The sequence below is a fragment of the Psychrobacillus sp. FSL H8-0483 genome, from assembly GCF_038637725.1.
Classification (GTDB): domain Bacteria; phylum Bacillota; class Bacilli; order Bacillales_A; family Planococcaceae; genus Psychrobacillus.
In genome coordinates, this window is record NZ_CP152052.1 from 818,271 (window position 1) to 836,597 (window position 18,327).

The following is an 18,327-nucleotide window of genomic DNA, read 5'->3' on the forward strand; positions in this document are numbered from 1 at the left end:
ATATCGATGATTTATTTTAAGAAAAAAGGTGAGAAAGTGAAGGAAATAAAAAAGTCTAAAAAAAATAGTTTTTTTAAAAATGTATTAATCATTACTGGTGGTACCGCCACAGCACAGTTAATAAATACACTATTAACGCCAGTTATAACAAGAATATATTCTCCAGAAGAGTTTGGGATACTAACTGTTTACCTTGCAATTTTAGGGATTATTGCTATAACTGGTTCACTAAAATTTGACTTAGGTATTGCAATTGCTGAAGATGATGAAAAAGCAATTAATGTGGTAGCGTTAAGTATTATAGTTTTGGTGATGTATGTGAGTTCAATAACTTTAATTTTATACTTTTGGGGAGATAATCTATTAGAACTTTTTTCAAGCACAGTAATTATTAAATATAAATTTTTAATACCTTTAGGAATATTATTTACAGGCTTGTACAATATATTTACTCAATGGGCTTTAAGGAATAGAAATTACAATTCAATATCAAAGACAAAACTAAACCAAAGTTTAATACAAAATATATTTACAATTAGTTTTGGATTGTTTCATTTAGGACCAATAGGTCTAATCTTAGGAAATATATTTGGTCAAAGTTCTGGTATTGGGACATTATCAGCACCATTAATAAAGGAAGATAAATATCTATTTAATAAAATTAATATTAAGTATATATTATGGTGTGCTAAGAGATATGTTAGATTTCCATTATACACAGCACCTAGCCAATTTTTAAATATAGCCGGTTTACAGTTACCTATTCTGTTTATGACATCTTTATTTGGCAGTTCAGTTGTTGGTTTCTATGGATTAGCAAACATAATTGTTAGCCTTCCCATAAACTTAATTGGTCGATCTGTATCTGATGTGTTTTATGGAGAAGCAGCCAGAATCGGAAGAACTAGTCCAAATGATTTAAAAAAAATATCAAATAATTTATTTAAAAAATTAATATTGATTGGATTAATCCCATTAATAATTTTATTAATGTTTGGACCATCTTTATTTGCATTTGTATTTGGACAAGAATGGTATACATCAGGAGTTTATGCAAGAATAATAGCGTTTTTAATATTTGCGAGGTTAGCTTTTACACCAATTACTAGGGTATTTTCAATATATGAAAAACAAAAAGATGAGCTATTCCTTGATATTTTTAGGATTATTATGGTTTTATTGGTATTTGCATTGTCAAAGATTTTTTTGTTAAACTCATATGGGTTTGTAGGTCTATATACAATAGCCATGTCTATTGTATATATTATAGGTTTTCTGTGGGCCAGAAAAGTTATTAATGATGAAGTTAAAAAGGTAGAATTAAAGTGTTGATGCTTGAAAAACGCGTTACTGTAGTCTAGCCCCTATTTTATGTACAGTGTAAAATTGTGCATTAGCTAGCAGAATATTTTAAATTTTAGTAAGTTGCTGGACTTAAATAACCCATTCTTTTTTGACCTCGGTTTTCGTAAAAAAAGCGTCCCAGTGTTAGAAAGAATTCTACACTATTCTGACAATAGACTACAATTCACTATTAATAACGCGCCAGTATGTTTTTGGTTAGTGGAAGTACTAACTCACGAAATTCAATTGATGGATTAGCTGCATTGAAAGTTTCTGCAAGATCATTATTTAAAAAGGAGTTCGGTGAGTTGTGCCGAATTCCTTTTTAGTATGGAAAGAAGTAAGGAAGTTCTAAAACAACTCCGATGTTAATAGGCTATTCTTACTTTGCAATCGCAAACTTACTGACATAACGAGTTAAGACGAGGAGGACGTACATTGGAAAGAGTCGTAGATCTTCATAATGATTTTTATAGCAAGAAGACAGCTGATCTAGAATTTTTGCAAGTGCTTGAAGCAGAGAATGTTATAATTTTAAATGGATTTCATAACAACATAGAACTCGTCCGCTCCTATTATAGAGAGATGTATAAGGGTCAAGGAAATCGCATCGTGTTTTGCGGGATAAATCCTGGCAGAAATGGGGCGGGGAAGACGGGGGTTCCATTCATCGATTTTAAAGGGTTATCCCAGCTGCTTCCGGGAATTACAAAACAAGACCATGAGTGCAGTGCACAGTTTATCATGTCTGTGACCAGTGAAATCGGAGCAGAGACATTTCATGATTGTGTCTACATGACAAATCTCTCTTGGTTTGGCTTTACTCGGAACGGCAGTAATATTAATTATTACGAGCTACCCAAGCACTTGCAAGCAACATTCACCGATTCCTTTATTGACGAGATGGACTTAGTCTGGCCTACGATCATTGTGCCGCTCAGTGAGGAAGTGGAAAAGACGTTAAAGCAGATGAGGGCAGAAGGAAGACTGAAACACCCAATTGCAAAGCGTCTTCCGCATCCATATTATTGTTCAATCGGTAAGAATGTTGAGAAATACCGGAAGATCTATGTAGACCTCATTAATGAATATAGCGTTCCACGCAAAGAGGTTTCTGAAATGAAATTCATCGATTACTTGAAGAAGAGACATACAATCAAACTCGGAGAAAGGCAAATCAAAGACCTATCAGCCGAGCAGTATAATAACAGACTAATCAATTTGCAGAAACGCAAGATTTATAATGGAGAACTTACTGTTACTGATGAGATGTTGAAAAGAATCAATGAGCATTATAAAGATGCTTCCAATAACTATCCACGGGCTATTAAGTATTACATTGAGTTTGTGGAGTATTCAAAGCAGCGTTAATCTATAAAACATAAAAATTGACTTTCTAGTAATCTGCTTATACTACACGATAAACTCTTTCATTAACAAAATTTTTACTTTCTAATTTTAGGATGTGTTCACTTACCAATATTTCAAGGTAGGTACAAACTTCTGGATAGATTTTATATCTTCCAGTTGAAAATGAGTCTTGAGAAGCACCGCATTTTAATACTAAAAATTCACATACTTCTGTTGCTGAAAAAACAGAGTTATGACGTATGAAACTATTTATCGCTGGTTTTATATCTTTCAATTGTTGTACTGATTTAAGAGGGGTTCTCTTCGGTTTTACTGTAGATGTAATAGAAAAATTAGATTTTAGAGAATCATTTACTGTAATAGCTGCAGCTGTTTGAAGAAATACCTCTTCCTCTTGTTGTTTTGCAATGTATTCAGTTTCTTTTTCCTTAACCTCTTGTATAAAATGTTGTCTTTGTTTATTTTCCATGACCTGATCGCTTAATTGTAAAGTTACAGTTGTCCGCAGAGCAGTAGAAAGACTCATTTGATAAGCCTCATTCAATGCAAAAGCACGAAAAGGATATTTATCTTGATCTTGGATAAAGCGTTGAACGCTAAAAACGATGTTAGTATCTGTTGAACTGATGTAATATAAGCTGCGTACATTAATAGGTACTGGTGAATAATTATTGTGATAATCGAAGAGCTCAAATAATGGATATTTAGGAGATAAAGTATTTATACAATCTTCCCATTTTCTATCCTCAGCAGTTTTAGAAGCTATGTCTAACTCAGCTTCCCAAAGGTGGATAACATGATGAGCCATATCAATTGATTGTTCCGTATTTTCAACAAACCAAACAGTTTCTAAATTTTTCCTTTTAAAATATCGATTCCGATTTTTAATTCGTTTTACTAATTGTTCATCTTTATTAGAGGTAACTTCTGATAGAATGGAAATTGCTGATTCTTTTCCTTTAAAATTAATAATGATATCAGGGTAGTATTTCCATTTTTCCTCAGCTTTTGACATATATCCATAGTTAACATGAAGGTCAGTATTAATTTTTTCTTGAGATTTTAATTCATCATGGATGATATCTTTCATTACAGAGTGCCGTTTGGATTCCCCTTTAAGCTGTTTTTGATATACTTCACTAGCGACAGACATCGCACAAGATTTAGAATGGCGATGTGCAAAATGAACTTCTCGAATTTCACCAGATCGAATAATTAAAGTTTCATTGCAGTAAGGACACGAAAAAGCACCTTTATCCGCTCTTTTCTTTAATTTTTCAATTTCTTTCGTGTTTGATTTTGATTCCAAATAAACTACTAAGTCAAAGTTCTTCCCTTCGTAATGTGCCTCCCTCAACTTAACACTCCCCCTTTTTACAAATTTCCCTTACTTTTCTAATTATATCAAATATTAAATTTAGAATGAAAAATATGTCACAGTGCTATTAAGGTTCTAAACTATTCATGCATAGAGGAATAGACTTAAATATTGCGAATAAAACATCACTATAATATTATACAGTATTGTAAAATTTATCTATTATCATTATTGATTTTTTTTGTCCATTCACATTCCAAGAGGGCGACGGACAAACATCCACCATAAGATTACCGAAAAAGGAGGAGCTTAATGTGACGCAGTCACATTAAGCTCCTCTAAAAATCCCACGGTAACGGATAGCTAACGTTTCGTCCAAAGCACGCTGGAATTGGCAAAAGACATGCTGCACTTAAAGGGCGCATGCGCTTTTCTTTTTATATTCACTCGATATAGAATATTCAGAAAAATATATTGCAGGTTTAAAATCATTATGTTATATTTGGAGGAAATCCTTCAAAGAAGATTTTTAAAAGACAAAAATAGTTTATTGGAGAAGATATGAAATGGAAGAATTTATGAAAATTCTAAGAGAGAACTTTGAAATTCTAAGTAAAAGTCAACAAAGGGTTGCTAAGTTAATTTTTGATAATCCTAGTATTATTACTTTTTCAACTGCTTTGGAAATTGGCGGGCTAGCTAATGTCAGTGAATCAACTGTCATCAGGTTTAGTCAAACATTAGGATACAAAGGTTTTACAGACCTCCAGGATACGATTAGACAATCTATACCTCAAGGTAGAATTTTAGTTCAATCTCAAGAAGTTACGAATTTTGAGCAAAGTTCCTTACTTAATGATTTGGTGATTGGGGATATCCATAATCTTCAGCAACTAATTCAAAATATTGATGATATTAAACTGAGAAAAGTGGTTGCGGATATTGGAAAGGCAGAGAAAATTTACGTAGTTGGAAATTTATCTACTTATGGCTTGGCACATTTTTTTTCTCAATGGTTACAAATGTTACTAGGAAATGCTGAATTACTTACTCTAGATTCTATAAACTATTACTCACAGATAAGTAAGATAGATAAAAATACAGTTGTAATTCCTATAATTTTCCCAAGGTATATAAATAGCACACTAAAAGTTGCACAGCAATCTAAGGAACATGGGGCAAAAATTATAGCAATTACGGATTCAGAGCTATCCCCAATTGCTGCATATGCAGACGAGTTATTAACAGTCCCTATAAATTCAAAGATTGAAATTGACTCATATACAGCCGTAATGGCGTTAATAAATGCATTAACTAGGTATATTTCGATTCTGGAAAAAACTCGTGTAAGAGAGAACTTAGAAAATATAGAACAGCTATATTTAAGGAATAATATATTTTTTAGCAAATAATTACTTTGGCTTCAATTATTTTAAATATAAAAAATAATCTAGGGGGTAATTGTATGAAGAAGTTTTTCAGTTTAGGGGTTGTAGGGATATTGTTAGTAACACTATTTTTAGCAGCATGTGGTAGTGAGGGGGATTCAGGAAATGATGCCTCTGCAAAAGATAATACTAGTAATGGTTTAGATTTATACAAGGAAGGAACACTAACGTTTGCCATGAGTGGAATGTATAAACCTTTCAATTATGTTGAATCTGGGAAACTTAAAGGTTTTGACGTTGAAATTGGTAAGGCGTTAGCTAAGGAAATGGGACTTAAACCAAATCCAGTAACAAATCCTTGGGAAAGTATTATCCAAGGACTCAAAGGTAAAAAGTTTGATGTTGTCATTGGTAGTATGGCTATTACTGAAAAGAATAAAAAGGAAGTAAACTTTACAGAACCTTATTACTATTCAGGTGGTTCAATTTTTGTAGCTGAGGGAAATGAAGAAATTCAAGGTGCAGAAGATTTGAAAGGTAAAAGAATTGGTGTAGTGGCGCAAAGTACGTATGATGTGGCTGCTAAAGAGTATACAGATGATATTAAATATTACACCGGCGACGTAACAGCGTTAAATGATTTAACAATCAAAGGACGCTTAGATGCAGTAATAACGGCACCTGTTATTGGGCTAGAAGCAAAAGCAGCAGGTTTGGAAATTAAACAAGCTGGCGATCCAATATGGATTGAGTTAGCAGGAATTGCTGTAAGAAAGGAAGACGAAGAACTACTTAATGCTCTAAATAAAGCACTGAAAACTATTATTGAAAATGGTGAATATGAAAGAATTTCAAAGGAACTTTTCGGAGAAAACTTACTTGAATTGGAAACGGAAGGGATAAAAATTTTAGAATAGATTCTGTTAAATAAAAAGAAAGGAAGATTTGGTTGATAGCAAATATAATTGATTTATTCTTGAGAACATTCACAGGCTTCCTTAGTGCTAGCGTTGTTACTCTCCAACTGACCGTTGTAGGTTTACTAGTAGGGGCGACTTTGGGAATAATTTTTGCCCTTTTCAAAGTTTCCAATAGTAAGGTGTTACAAACAATTGCAGGCTTTTATATCACTATTGTTCGAGGTACACCGTTAATCGTGCAAATTTCTTTTTTATATTTTGGGATATCTTCATTCATCGTTTTGTCGGGGTTTTGGGCAGGAGCAATCGCATTAGGAGTCCATACTGGTGCTTATGTTGCAGAAACGTTCCGAGGAGCTATACAAAGTATCGATAAAGGTCAACTAGAGGCTAGCAAATCTCTAGGAATGACTACAAAGCAAAGTATGCAGCGCATCATATTTCCACAAGCATTTAAAATTTCCTTACCTGCTTTAGGAAATCAATTTATTATTCTATTAAAAGATTCTTCATTAGTTTATGTAATTGGGGTAGCTGAGATTTATTCTTTAGCTAATATGGAGGCAGCGCAATCTTTTCAACAATTCGAATCATTCTTTGTAGCTGGTTTATATTATTTAGTTTTAGTTATTCTATTTTCATATATCTTTAAAATGATGGAAAAAAGAATGGACGTTGATAAACGGACTGAGGTGAATTGAATGTTAATTGCAGAAAATATAAGTAAATCATTTGGAAATTTGAAGGTACTTGATGAAATTGATATTCATATCAAATCTCAAGAAGTAGTAGTGTTAGTAGGTTCGAGTGGTTCAGGTAAAAGTACACTACTTCGCTGTTTTAATTTTTTGGAGAAAATCGATTCGGGAAGAATAAGAATAGACGGTCAAGAAATTTTGTTAAATGAAAAAGATTTGCCAAAAATACGGGCTCAAGTAGGAATGGTTTTTCAACACTTTAACTTATTCCCCCATAAGAGTGTATTAGAAAATATTATTGAGGCGCCAATAATTGTCAAAAAGATGGAGAGAGAAGAAGCTATTTTGGAGGCTATGACATTATTAGATAAGGTAGGACTAAAGGATAAAGCACATACTTATCCAAATCAACTTTCTGGAGGTCAAAAACAACGTGTTGCTATCGCAAGGTCACTTGCTATGAAACCCAAAGCTTTATTGTTTGATGAGCCAACTTCTGCTCTCGATCCAGAACTTGTCAATGAGGTACTTCAAGTTATTAAAGAACTCGCTAAAGACGGTATGACGATGGCAATCGTTACACATGAAATGAATTTTGCTAGAGATGTAGCTGATAGAATTCTGATGTTACATAAAGGAAAGATTATTGAGGAGGCGCAACCATCTGCTTTCTTCAATAATCCTCAGCATGAAAGAACAAAACAATTCTTGCGATTAGTAACTTAACTAATGAAATTTAGAATTGAAATGGGCTTAAATAATATGTTTAATTTTAATTGTAATTAAAGGAGAAAAAATGCCAGAGAAATTTTCAATTAGAAGCATAGAGAGTTCAAACGATTTGAAATTTATTGCAGAGCTACAAGAACTTGTTTGGGGGGCAGAAGGTAGAATTCCTATACCCTTAATGCTTGCTATGATAAAAAATGGAGGTCTTATTGTAGCGGCAGTGGAAGAGATATCAGGTTTATATAGTGGGTTTTGTTTAGGTTTTTCTGGGCAAACAGAAGAAGGAGATAATTTCTTATATTCCCATATGCTTGCAATCCATCCTCAGTTTCGCAACAAAGGATTGGGAACTCTATTAAAAATAAAACAAAGAGAAGTAGCCTCTGATAAAGGATATTCCGACATGAAATGGACTTTTGACCCTTTAGAGATTAGAAATGGTTATCTTAATATCTGTAAACTAGGTGGTAGCATAGAAGCTTATAAACCTAACTATTACGGATATATGGATGACAGAATAAATAAAGGCTTACCATCAGATCGATTTATTTTATCTTGGGATTGTCAGACGGATTTAAAAACATTAATAGAATTAAAACAAGATCAACATGACCATTGGAAAAATTACTCTCCAGCTTTAACTTGGCATGAACAAGGAGAATTCCCAATAGTTTCTAGTGCCTCGATTAATGAAAAAGCATTTGGACTATTAGTTCCTATACCTGTAGATATAGAAGAAATGAAGACGAAATGTATGGAAGAAGTAATTAAATGGCGTGAGTGTGTAAGGAATGTAATGCTGAAACTACTCCAAGCAAACTATAAAATTGTTGGAGTTCATCGCTCGGACACAATGGTGAACTACTATGTTTTGGAAAAACTAATCAAGGTGGAGTGAATGATGGACAAACACGTATCTCTTGAACAGAGAGTTTTAAATTTCTATTCTTACTTTCATTTACATCCAGAAATTAGCTGGAATGAACATGGTACAACAGAATATTTAAAAAATATTCTTGAAGGGTCAGGATGCCGTGTAGAAACCTTTGAAGATTGTACTGGGGTCGTTGCTGAGATTGGTGACGGATACCCAATTGTAGCAATTAGGGCAGACATTGATGCCTTATGGCAAGAAGTAGACGGTGAATTCAAAGCGAACCACTCTTGTGGCCACGATGCACATATGGCTATTGTTCTAGGTGTTATGCTTAAGTTTATACAAAAGAAATTCGTTGGTAAAATTCGTTTTATTTTCCAACCTGCTGAGGAATTTGGACAAGGCGGATTAAAAATGATTGAAAAAGGGGTTCTAGAAGACGTTGAGTATTTGTTTGGTTTACATTTAAGACCAATCGATGAACTCAAATATGGCAAGGCTGCCCCGTCAATACAGCATGGTTCTACAAGTTCAATAGTAGGGAAAATTATCGGTCCTGATCTACATGGGGCAAGACCACATTTAGGTAAAAATGCTATTGAAGTAGCAACATCATTAGTTAATATGTTAAATACCATTCACTTGGATCCCGCTGTTCCATATTCAGTTAAGATGACACGACTATTGGCTGGAGGAATAAATTCAAACATAATCCCTGGTAAAGCAGAGTTTAGTTTAGATCTAAGAGCCCAAACAAATGAGGTAATGAAGTCGCTAACTGATAGTACTGTGCATATTTTAGAAAAAGTAAAAGAGATATATCAAATAGATATGGATTATAAAATCAATACTTATTTACCAGCAGCAACGGTAAATTTGACAGCTCAAGATTTTATGCAAAAAGCAATTATTAATATATTAGGTAGTGAAAATTTAGTTACTAGTGTAACAACAACTGGTGGAGATGATTTTCATTTTTATGCTCTTAATTCCCCTGGATTAAAATCAACCATGCTAGCATTAGGCTGTGATTTACAACCGGGATTACATCATGAAAAAATGACATTCAATTTAGAAGCACTGAATAAGGGGGTACTGATACTAGAAAATTGCGTAGAACTAGCACTTAAGTCCATTGAACGGAGTGAAGGTATTGACAAATCAAAAAATAGATATTGAGAAAATAATTCTACGAAAACTTAAAGTACGTATGAAAAACCCATTTAAAACTAGTTTTGGATCTCAACAAGATCGACAGTTGTACATTGTGGAGGTTATAGATTCGAAACAGCGTAGTGGCTGGGGAGAAACGGTAGCAGGTACCTTTCCTTGGTATAGTGAAGAGACTGTAGAAACCAATAGGCATATTATAGAAGAGGTATTAATCCCTTTGTTAAGACAAGCTCCTATTAGCCATCCAGATGAGTTGATGGAAAGATTTAGTAAGGTGAAAGGGAATAACATGGCTAAAGCAGCTTTAGAAGGAGCTATATGGGATTTATATGCTCGGCAAAATCATATGACTTTAGTAGAAGCAATCGGTGGTACTAAAGAAAAAATAGAAGTGGGAGTTAGTATAGGTTTACAAGAGAGTGAAGAAAAGTTACTAGAACTAGTCGGTACTTACATTAAACTTGGCTATAAGAGAGTAAAGTTAAAAATAGAACCAGGTAATGATTTGGAGGTTGTAAAATCAGTGCGTAAAGCATACCCAGATATTAACCTCATGGTAGATGCAAATTCAGCGTATACGCTGGAAGATGCTGAGCATTTAGCCAAGTTAGATGAGTTTAATTTGATGATGATTGAACAGCCACTAGCCCATAACGATATTATCGATCATTCCGAATTACAAGCCCGGATTAAAACACCAATTTGTTTAGATGAAAGCTTACATTCTCTAGAAGATGTAAAGAAAGCGATAAAACTAAAAAGTTGTAAAATCGTGAATTTAAAAATCGGTAGAGTTGGTGGAATTTCTGAATCTAAGAAGATTCATGACTACTGTTTAGAGAACGGAATTTCTTTATGGTGTGGTGGAATGCTTGAGCTAGGAATAGGTAGGGCACATAATATTGCGATAACCAGTTTAGCTGGTTTTGACCTACCAGGAGATACTTCGGCATCCTCTAATTACTGGGATGAAGATATCATTTCCCCAGAAGTAACTGTAGAAAACGGTTTGATTTCAATACCTTCTGGACATGGCATTGGATATGATATCAATCATGAGACATTACGTAAATTCACTATTGATGAAAAGATAATTGAGATGCAACCCAGTAACGCATCCCTGAGTTGAAGACAATTGTTTGATGGATATCTTCTGTCGAAAACAAGTTTCCACAATCTAAAAAAATCTTTGATTATATAGAGTTAAAAACATCAGAATAGATAAATTAATAGGTTATTTCATTTAGCTCATCACCTCAATTGGTAGTGGGCTTTTATTGTGCAAAAATATGGAGAAGATTTAGGTCACTAACCGACCTACCATAAGATTGTAGATAAAGACTAAAAGTTTATGTCATAAAACGTTGAAGGAAGCTTCTTTTTCTGGTTTACGGAGCTCTTTTGCCAAAATTTTTTATAAAAAAAGCCGGCCAGAAAATTCCCAGGCCGACATGTATTCAATATTTCTCTTCAAAAAAAGCAGTCTTTACAAAGTAGCTAACTATACCGGTGTTGATATCAACCTTGACTTTTTTCGCGTCTGCAGAAAGTTTGATATTTTTTATAGTTGTACCATTCTTGTCTATTATCGTTATTGAATTTCCAATTGTAGCGCCTGTTTCGGAGTCATAATCTAATACAGCAAATTGATCAAGTTTTTTAGAGTGATCTACAATATTATAAAAACTGTTTTCTTTTCCTACAATTGTTTTTCCAGTTGCAAAGTCATAGACGGATGTTTGGAAGTCAGCGTGAAAGTATATACCTGAATCGGTGAACTTGTAATTTGGTCCATCACAAGGGAGCTCACCATGTATATGGTCTTTAATAGATGTTAAGTGTGTCGATTTCTTTCCGTTAAGGTCCATTTTATAAAATTTATTGTCCTTTAAGTAATAAATTTCATTGGTATCTGAAAGAATGTAATCATCTATAGACTTAGCTATTTCTACTTTATTATTACCATCAGCATCCATTTTGTACAGGGTATAATTTTCTAAAAAGTCTTTATTTACTTTCGTATAATAGATAGTGTTTTCCTTAACTTGTACTGCATCTCCAGTAGCATTTGCTATAGTATCCTTAGTTAGTAGTGTATCTTTTCCGTTAGCGGCTTTTTTATAAAGTAAAGTGAAGGCGGAGACAGCACCTCCACAGCCACCTTCATGTGTTGTTTCCCCTAAGTACTTCTGAAACAGTAGTTCTTTTCCAATTTCAATAGGATCAGAGAACTGTGTATAATCCGGATAGTGCTCTTCTAATACTTGTTTCGATGTGGTGACTTCACCTAGTTTATAATGTTTATTATCTCCATTTACATTTAATTCGACTACGGGTTTTTCTATTTCTACTAACTTATGAGTGTTATCTTTAATGATCAAAGTAGCTTTCTTTGTATTCGGTACTACTTGATAAATTCCAGGTGCAGCTCCGTTTTCATAAGAAAGTGGAACATAAATTGCTTTTCCAGCAGCCAGTGATTGACTTGGCAATAAAAGCATAGACATTAAAGCGATCCACCCGAGGATTCGTTTCTTTTTAAATGACATTAATAATCCCCATTCCGACTGAGTATTTAGTTATATTATATGGTGAAATATAGACCGCGTAAACGTAGTTTCGTTCCACAAATACCGACATATTTGGCATGGGTTTTTCTATATAAAAGGATTTAGCTCGGCGCCGCTAACCCAAGTAACAACTAATTTGAGATACCAGGTTCTCATACTAGTAAAGGAACTAAGAATGAAAGGTCCCGTTTGTAGAGAATACAATTGAATGATCCAGTGGTGAACTGCTAACTGGAACTTTCCCAGTATTTGAATCCAAATTTAGTACTGTCTTAGCTGAAGAATTGTATTTAGAAAGCGACAACAACCATTTTCTAATAGCAAATGATACCCTCTTTCAAGCTATACAAGAATCTCTAATTGTAGCAACTGAATTAGGCTTTTCTAATTTAGAAATACAATTACTAACTTCTGCTAACATTCCAACTGTATTTGACTGGCACCATAGCGAAAATCCGGTCGTTCTTCAATTAGTAAATGAAGAAACACATCAATACACTGGTCACACAGATGGACGGGAAATTTGGGGTGGTGGAAGTGGATATAGAAAATTTGATGCGAAATATATTACATCTGAGTCTTTTATTTCTAATTTATTAAATCTTAGTAACATTGCCTGTTATCAACAATTTCTGTATTACAATAAATAAAATTGCAAACAGAAAGATAGTAGGAGGAAGTTTCGTGATCACGACAGAATTAAATGAAGAATTAAAAAAAATATTAGAATACGGTTATACACTAGGAAACGAAAATAGAACAATCAAAGTAAGCGAGTTTATCGATGAGTTATCAGCTCAATTAAAAGTCTTGTTAGAAAATACTAAAATGCAATAGATCAACCTACCGCCGTTTAAAAAGGGCGGTTTTTTTATTTTACAAATGGTGTATTGAATTTGTGGGGAAGGTGAAGGCTGCTTCACCTCACAATTGCTTGTCACTATCGCTTTCCATGAGGCTCTGCTTCGCCCGCGGAAGCGTCCGCCTGGATCAGAAATCCAACTACTTATTAAACAAACTTATTTATAAAAAAGTTGATTTTTCTGTCAATTTGAATTACATTTATTATTAAATACATGTTATATACATGTATACATAGTAGGAAGTAATGGAGGAGGTTTGTATAATTCACTTGAAGAATAAATCAATATGTACTATTTCTAACGCCTAACCTCTACAGCGGACAGCTTCAATAAGAAACGCAACAGATTAATCTATCGGAAAAAGCTCTTCAATCTACTACTCAAGGAGGAAGAAAATGAAGATTGTATTAAATTTTGTTTTTCTATTAAGTATGATTTTATTGGTAACCTTCTCATTTCCTAGTATGCATTCAGTTTCAGCTGAAGATTTGGTAATACAAAACCCGGGCTTTGAGGATTCGTCAGGTAGTGGAGTTATCCCAGGCTGGACACAGAATTTTGGTACTACTAGCATAACGACCGTAGAGAATGAGTTTTATTCAGGTACGAAAAGCTTAGAAATTAGAGATACAAGTAAGAATGAAAACCTTGGATTAATAAGTAATACAGTTTCTGTTACACCTGGTAGAGAATACACTGCATCTGCCAAAATCAAAACGGGTTCGAATGGATCTGGAGAAATATACATTCGTTTTTTTGACCAGCAAGGTGCATATATTACTGGTTTTAATAAGTCGTTAAATGGGGCAATTGCATGGTCAGATATAAGCATTACAGCTGTTGCACCGGAAACAGCAGCATCGGCTGCTATTTTATTTTATTCTGGTAAAGCAAATATAGGAACCTTCTATTTTGATGATGCTAGTTTAATGGAGGTAAAGCCTATCAACCCAATTGAAGAGGTAGCTGAGGATTTAGGTATCCAAGTTACGAAAACAACTGTCATGTTAGGGGATATTGGGAAAGACTCTCAGGAAAATGATGTCTTATATACAGTAGTGGCGGGAATTCCTTCTAAATTTGCTATTGTGGATGTTGCTACTGAAGAGTTAATAAAAAGCTATACGTTAGAGGATACATCTGGGGCGTGGGGTGTAAAGGTTGCTTCAGATGGTTCTGTTTATCTAGGTGCATATAATAAGGGCTTTCTTTACCGTTATTTACCTCAGACCGATGAATTAATCAATCTTGGACATCCGGTTAAGGATACAGATGCTGTACTTTATCCATTTACTACAGCAAGCGATGGGAAAATTTATGGAGGTACCTATGGTTCTGGAAGTGTTTATGAATATGATCCTACTACTGAAATGTTTACGGATTTTGGAAGGATGGCTGATGGACAGTCATGGGTTAGAAGTGTTGCTTTAGATGAAGGAAATCAAAAAGTCTATGCAGGAGTAGGTAGTAAAGCACATTTAATAGAATACGATATTGCTACTGGTGAAAAGAGAAATATTCTTCCCGCACAATATGAAGATATTATTTCTGTTTATGATTTAAATTTTGTTGATGGGAAATTATTTGCACAAAAAGAATCCAAATTTGAAATGTTTATTTACGATACGGAAACTGGAAATTTGGTAGAGGCTACGAACGGTGACACAGGTGAGAAGACATATGATATTCCTGAATCATCAAGAGGCGTTTCGGAAAAATCTCCTATTGCCAATAAAGTTTATTACACTCATTTTGGAATATTACATGAGTACAATTTGGATACGAATACATTCCAATCGTTGAATGTGGATCTAAAAGGAAGTGCTATAAGTTATAAATTCATCCAATTAAATGAAGAAGAATTTCCAGGATATACACTGGTGGGTCTTTCCGGTAATGGTGGTCAGCTTTATAAATATAACTTGGTAAATGGAAACCTTAAGCTGACAAATTTAGATTTACCTTCTGAGTCTGTTTTAATTCATGAGTTGGCGAAGGGACCAGATGGAAAAATATATAGTACCGGTTATCTACCTGGTAACATGAGTGCATTTATCCCTACTTCACAGGAAACTGTTCGATTTGATGGTATTGGGCAAAGTGAGGGAATGACTAACTTAAACAATAAAATGTATTTAGGAATTTATCCTAATGCCAAAATATATGAATATAACCCATTCAAAGCATGGGATCGGACGGACTCTAATAATTTAAATCCTGACCTCTTATTCAGCTTGGAAAAAAATGATAGCATACCAGGTTATACACTGCAAGACAGACCATTCGCGATGCTTGGAGTAGATGATTATAACAAGTTGTTCATAGGAACTGTACCGAAAAACGGGAATTTAGGTGGTGCATTTACTATATATGAACCAGGAACAGAAAAAGATCTAGAAATTTATTGGAATTTAATGAAAGACCAAAGTATTGTTTCCTTAGCTTATGCGAATGGAAAGGTATACGGCGGAACTACTGTAGCTGGAGGGCAGGGTTCTACACCTACAACAACAGAAGCTAAATTATTTGTTTGGGATATAGAGAAGCAAGAGAAAACTTTTGAAGTGGTCCCTGTACCAGGTAAAAGAGCATTAACTGCATTAATCCTTGGCCCAGACGGAAATATTTGGGGGATGTCAGATGGAACATTATTTGCATTTGACCCTGCTACAAACAACGTAATTTATAGCAAGGAGATAGACCCTAAAGCTTCAAGTAACTGGAGAAATGCTTCTCTTGAGAATGGTACGGATGGGAACATCTATGGGGTAATTGGTAATAAGTTTTTTAAATTTGATGTAGTTAGTAACGAACATGAATTTCTTGCTAGTGGTGTGGAGCATTTAGCCCAAGATGATTTTGGAGCCTTCTATTTATCAAAAGGTATCAACTTATATAAATACGAGGATAATAGTTTGATTCAAACTATTAAGAGCGCAGAGCTGTCAGTTGATGAACAACGTCTTACAGTTGGAGATACTACGCAGCTTCATCTTAAAGCTATTTTAGAGAATAATAGAAGCACCTATGAATTGGCGGGGAGTACTATTGAATACACAGTTAGTAATCCAAAGATGGTATCTATAAACAATGGGATCTTGACTGCCCAAAAAAGTGGAAGAGCTGATATTACAGTAAACGTTACATTAAATGGGGTTACTGTTGAAAGTAATACGGTCTCCGTCTGGATCGATAATAAAGGTGGAAACAATAAGTAAAATACCATTAAAATTAAAAAATTTACTACAATTGTTTTTATTATTTAAAATTTCAAACAATTTATTGCTTATTATATAAAACTATAATATGATCTAAGAAAAGAGTATAGATACATGTAAAATACATGTATCTATACTACTTCATAGAGGTGCTGAGAACATGAAATTAGCGAATATTGGTATTCTTTTTGATGAAAAAGAAGCGGAGTTAACCTGGTTAGAAGGACAGAATATTTTTAGTAGCTATTTATTTGAAATTCTTGAACATGTAAGACTCCCGTATAAAAAAGTAAGTGAGAAGGATGAGTACGAATCGTTTGATGTACTTATTGTAAGCCATTTGCGTGATAGTGAAGAGGCAAGCTCCAAAATATTAGCATATGTACACGCTGGTGGGACAGTAATTTCCTACGGCGGATTGGACGCTATTCGAAGCAAATTAGGTTTTTCAAATAAGTATGCTCCTCAAAAGGGATATGCGGATTTATCTTCCTTCTTAAATCAACATACACCTTTACGTTTTCTCGATGCAGAGCCCTGGACACAGGAAACTAATTTAGGCGTAACGGAATTTGGTTCTGTAGCTGATGAGGCAAAAACATGGCAAGGAGCATCGGCATTACAACAGATTAAATATGGATCTGGAACTATTGAACGCTGGTCTATTGCGATTCCTCAAACGATTGTTGGACTGCAGCAGGGAACGAAGCCTGTTGTGGAGGATGGAACACCAGCTCCGGATGGTTCGGCAAATTTAGATGAGGAAATCTTAAAGGCAGAGGATGGCTTTGAACTAGATTGGGTTTTGGATAGAGCATTTACAGAAACAGGAATGCCTTATTTTCCACATCCATATGCCGACTTATGGAAAGAAGTAATAATGGAACATCTTTTAAAAATAGTACTAGAAAAAGGCTTAACACTTCCGTTCCTCGATTATTGGCCAGCTGACGTGCAACATGTTGCGATGATTTCCCATGACAGTGATTTAAATGTGGATGAATCAGCGCAAATCACATTAGATACTTTGAAGGCAGAAAATGTTCAATCTACCTGGTGCATGATTGCACCAGGCTACAGTCCCTCAATATATGATCAAATAAAAAAAGATGGTCATGAAATTGCCCTCCATTATAATGCACTAGAACAGGATGAGGGCGTTTGGTCAGCGGAAGCTTTTCAAAAGCAATTAGCATGGGTAGAAAAAGCAACAAATACAGACCATACTGTCTCCAATAAAAATCACTATACTCGTTTTGAAGGCTGGGGAGAGTTATACGCTTGGTGTGAAAACAATGAGATACAAGTGGATCAATCGAGAGGTCCAAGTAAAAAAGGGAATATTGGTTTCTTATTTGGAACATGTCACCCCTATTTTCCGATTGCTTGGGCGGATGAAAAAAATAGATTATATGACGTTTTAGAAATCGGATTTTTAACGCAGGATTTAAATCACAATACATTATCAGATGTTAGTGTCATTCAGCCTTTCTTAGATGGAGTGAAGCGTGTACATGGAGTAGCTCATTTTCTGTTCCATCAATACCATATCTACCATCAGCCAAAAGTAAGAGAAGCCATTGTTCAATTAATAACGACTGCTAAAGATCAGGGATTTACCTTCTGGACTAGTAAGCAAATCAATGATTGGGAACGTGCACGTCGTAGAGTAACAATTGATGGAATTAGTCATTCTGGAGCTATAAAGGTAACTACACTGGATGAAGAAAATGATTTTGTGATTCTTATTCCTGTAGCCGAAAACCATGCAGATAATGTTGTAGTGAAACGATTTGGCATTAGCTGTAAGCAAGTTGAAGTTAAAGTTAAAGTGAACGGATCCTAATATGGGGGACTT

At 34.5% G+C, this 18,327-nt stretch carries 15 protein-coding genes; 13 read left to right on the plus strand and 2 right to left on the minus strand.

Going from position 1 to position 18,327, the window contains the following annotated elements:
* Positions 1–36: 36 nt before the first annotated feature.
* On the plus strand, positions 37–1,332 hold the full coding sequence (locus tag MHB48_RS03775; protein WP_342600226.1) for an oligosaccharide flippase family protein: 1,296 nt from the start codon (positions 37–39) through the stop codon (positions 1,330–1,332).
* A 450-nt stretch (positions 1,333–1,782) separates the two neighbouring features.
* The gene (locus tag MHB48_RS03780; protein ID WP_342600227.1) at positions 1,783–2,715 is read left to right on the plus strand and encodes a uracil-DNA glycosylase family protein; all 933 of its coding nucleotides are present in this window, start codon (positions 1,783–1,785) and stop codon (positions 2,713–2,715) included.
* 37 nt (positions 2,716–2,752) lie between these two features.
* Here MHB48_RS03780 and MHB48_RS03785 read toward each other — a convergent pair whose 3' ends face one another.
* The gene (locus tag MHB48_RS03785) at positions 2,753–4,072 is read right to left on the minus strand and encodes a competence protein CoiA family protein (protein WP_342600228.1); all 1,320 of its coding nucleotides are present in this window, start codon (positions 4,070–4,072) and stop codon (positions 2,753–2,755) included.
* 527 nt (positions 4,073–4,599) lie between these two features.
* Here MHB48_RS03785 and MHB48_RS03790 point away from each other — a divergent pair.
* From MHB48_RS03790 to menC, 7 genes are all read left to right on the plus strand, one after another.
* The gene (locus MHB48_RS03790) at positions 4,600–5,445 is read left to right on the plus strand and encodes a MurR/RpiR family transcriptional regulator (protein WP_342600229.1); all 846 of its coding nucleotides are present in this window, start codon (positions 4,600–4,602) and stop codon (positions 5,443–5,445) included.
* A gap of 53 nt (positions 5,446–5,498) precedes the next feature.
* Positions 5,499–6,338 carry a transporter substrate-binding domain-containing protein gene (locus MHB48_RS03795; RefSeq protein WP_342600230.1) on the plus strand — a complete coding sequence of 280 codons (840 nt, stop codon included), beginning with the start codon at positions 5,499–5,501 and terminating at the stop codon, positions 6,336–6,338.
* Positions 6,339–6,364: 26 nt separating this feature from the next.
* On the plus strand, positions 6,365–7,042 hold the full coding sequence (locus MHB48_RS03800; RefSeq protein WP_342601291.1) for an amino acid ABC transporter permease: 678 nt from the start codon (positions 6,365–6,367) through the stop codon (positions 7,040–7,042).
* On the plus strand, positions 7,043–7,765 hold the full coding sequence (locus MHB48_RS03805) for an amino acid ABC transporter ATP-binding protein (RefSeq protein WP_342600231.1): 723 nt from the start codon (positions 7,043–7,045) through the stop codon (positions 7,763–7,765).
* A 70-nt stretch (positions 7,766–7,835) separates the two neighbouring features.
* Entirely contained in the window at positions 7,836–8,666 is an 831-nt protein-coding gene (locus tag MHB48_RS03810) for a hypothetical protein (RefSeq protein WP_342600232.1), read from the plus strand.
* Entirely contained in the window at positions 8,667–9,824 is a 1,158-nt protein-coding gene (locus MHB48_RS03815) for a M20 peptidase aminoacylase family protein (RefSeq protein WP_342600233.1), read from the plus strand.
* Positions 9,814–10,947 carry an o-succinylbenzoate synthase gene (menC, locus tag MHB48_RS03820; RefSeq protein WP_342601292.1) on the plus strand — a complete coding sequence of 378 codons (1,134 nt, stop codon included), beginning with the start codon at positions 9,814–9,816 and terminating at the stop codon, positions 10,945–10,947. The genes MHB48_RS03815 and menC overlap by 11 nt, the downstream gene beginning before the upstream one ends.
* Before the next feature lie 328 nt (positions 10,948–11,275).
* On the opposite strand, the gene MHB48_RS03825 is transcribed toward menC, so the two are convergent.
* A complete protein-coding gene (locus tag MHB48_RS03825) occupies positions 11,276–12,367 on the minus strand; it encodes a DUF5050 domain-containing protein (protein ID WP_342600234.1) in 1,092 nt (363 codons plus the stop codon).
* A 245-nt stretch (positions 12,368–12,612) separates the two neighbouring features.
* On the opposite strand from MHB48_RS03825, the gene MHB48_RS03830 reads away from it, so the two are divergent.
* The 4 genes from MHB48_RS03830 (at position 12,613) to MHB48_RS03845 (ending at position 18,315) form a co-directional block, all read left to right on the plus strand.
* A complete protein-coding gene (locus MHB48_RS03830; RefSeq protein WP_342601293.1) occupies positions 12,613–13,038 on the plus strand; it encodes an HNH endonuclease in 426 nt (141 codons plus the stop codon).
* Positions 13,039–13,072: 34 nt separating this feature from the next.
* On the plus strand, positions 13,073–13,225 hold the full coding sequence (locus MHB48_RS03835; protein ID WP_342600235.1) for a hypothetical protein: 153 nt from the start codon (positions 13,073–13,075) through the stop codon (positions 13,223–13,225).
* Between the two features lie 421 nt (positions 13,226–13,646).
* The gene (locus MHB48_RS03840) at positions 13,647–16,469 is read left to right on the plus strand and encodes a carbohydrate binding domain-containing protein (RefSeq protein WP_342600236.1); all 2,823 of its coding nucleotides are present in this window, start codon (positions 13,647–13,649) and stop codon (positions 16,467–16,469) included.
* Positions 16,470–16,629: 160 nt separating this feature from the next.
* A complete protein-coding gene (locus tag MHB48_RS03845; protein WP_342600237.1) occupies positions 16,630–18,315 on the plus strand; it encodes a hypothetical protein in 1,686 nt (561 codons plus the stop codon).
* Positions 18,316–18,327: the final 12 nt, after the last annotated feature.

What these genes read in the sequence shown, in the direction of transcription:
- MHB48_RS03795 (WP_342600230.1), top strand. Translation starts at nt 5,499, where the DNA reads ATGAAGAAGTTTTTCAGTTTAGGGGTTGTAGGGATATTGTTAGTAACA.
- MHB48_RS03840 (WP_342600236.1), top strand. Translation starts at nt 13,647, where the DNA reads ATGAAGATTGTATTAAATTTTGTTTTTCTATTAAGTATGATTTTATTG.
- MHB48_RS03825 (WP_342600234.1), bottom strand. Translation starts at nt 12,367, where the DNA reads ATGTCATTTAAAAAGAAACGAATCCTCGGGTGGATCGCTTTAATGTCT.
- MHB48_RS03810 (WP_342600232.1), top strand. Translation starts at nt 7,836, where the DNA reads ATGCCAGAGAAATTTTCAATTAGAAGCATAGAGAGTTCAAACGATTTG.
- MHB48_RS03845 (WP_342600237.1), top strand. Translation starts at nt 16,630, where the DNA reads ATGAAATTAGCGAATATTGGTATTCTTTTTGATGAAAAAGAAGCGGAG.
- MHB48_RS03805 (WP_342600231.1), top strand. Translation starts at nt 7,043, where the DNA reads ATGTTAATTGCAGAAAATATAAGTAAATCATTTGGAAATTTGAAGGTA.
- MHB48_RS03790 (WP_342600229.1), top strand. Translation starts at nt 4,600, where the DNA reads ATGGAAGAATTTATGAAAATTCTAAGAGAGAACTTTGAAATTCTAAGT.
- MHB48_RS03815 (WP_342600233.1), top strand. Translation starts at nt 8,667, where the DNA reads ATGATGGACAAACACGTATCTCTTGAACAGAGAGTTTTAAATTTCTAT.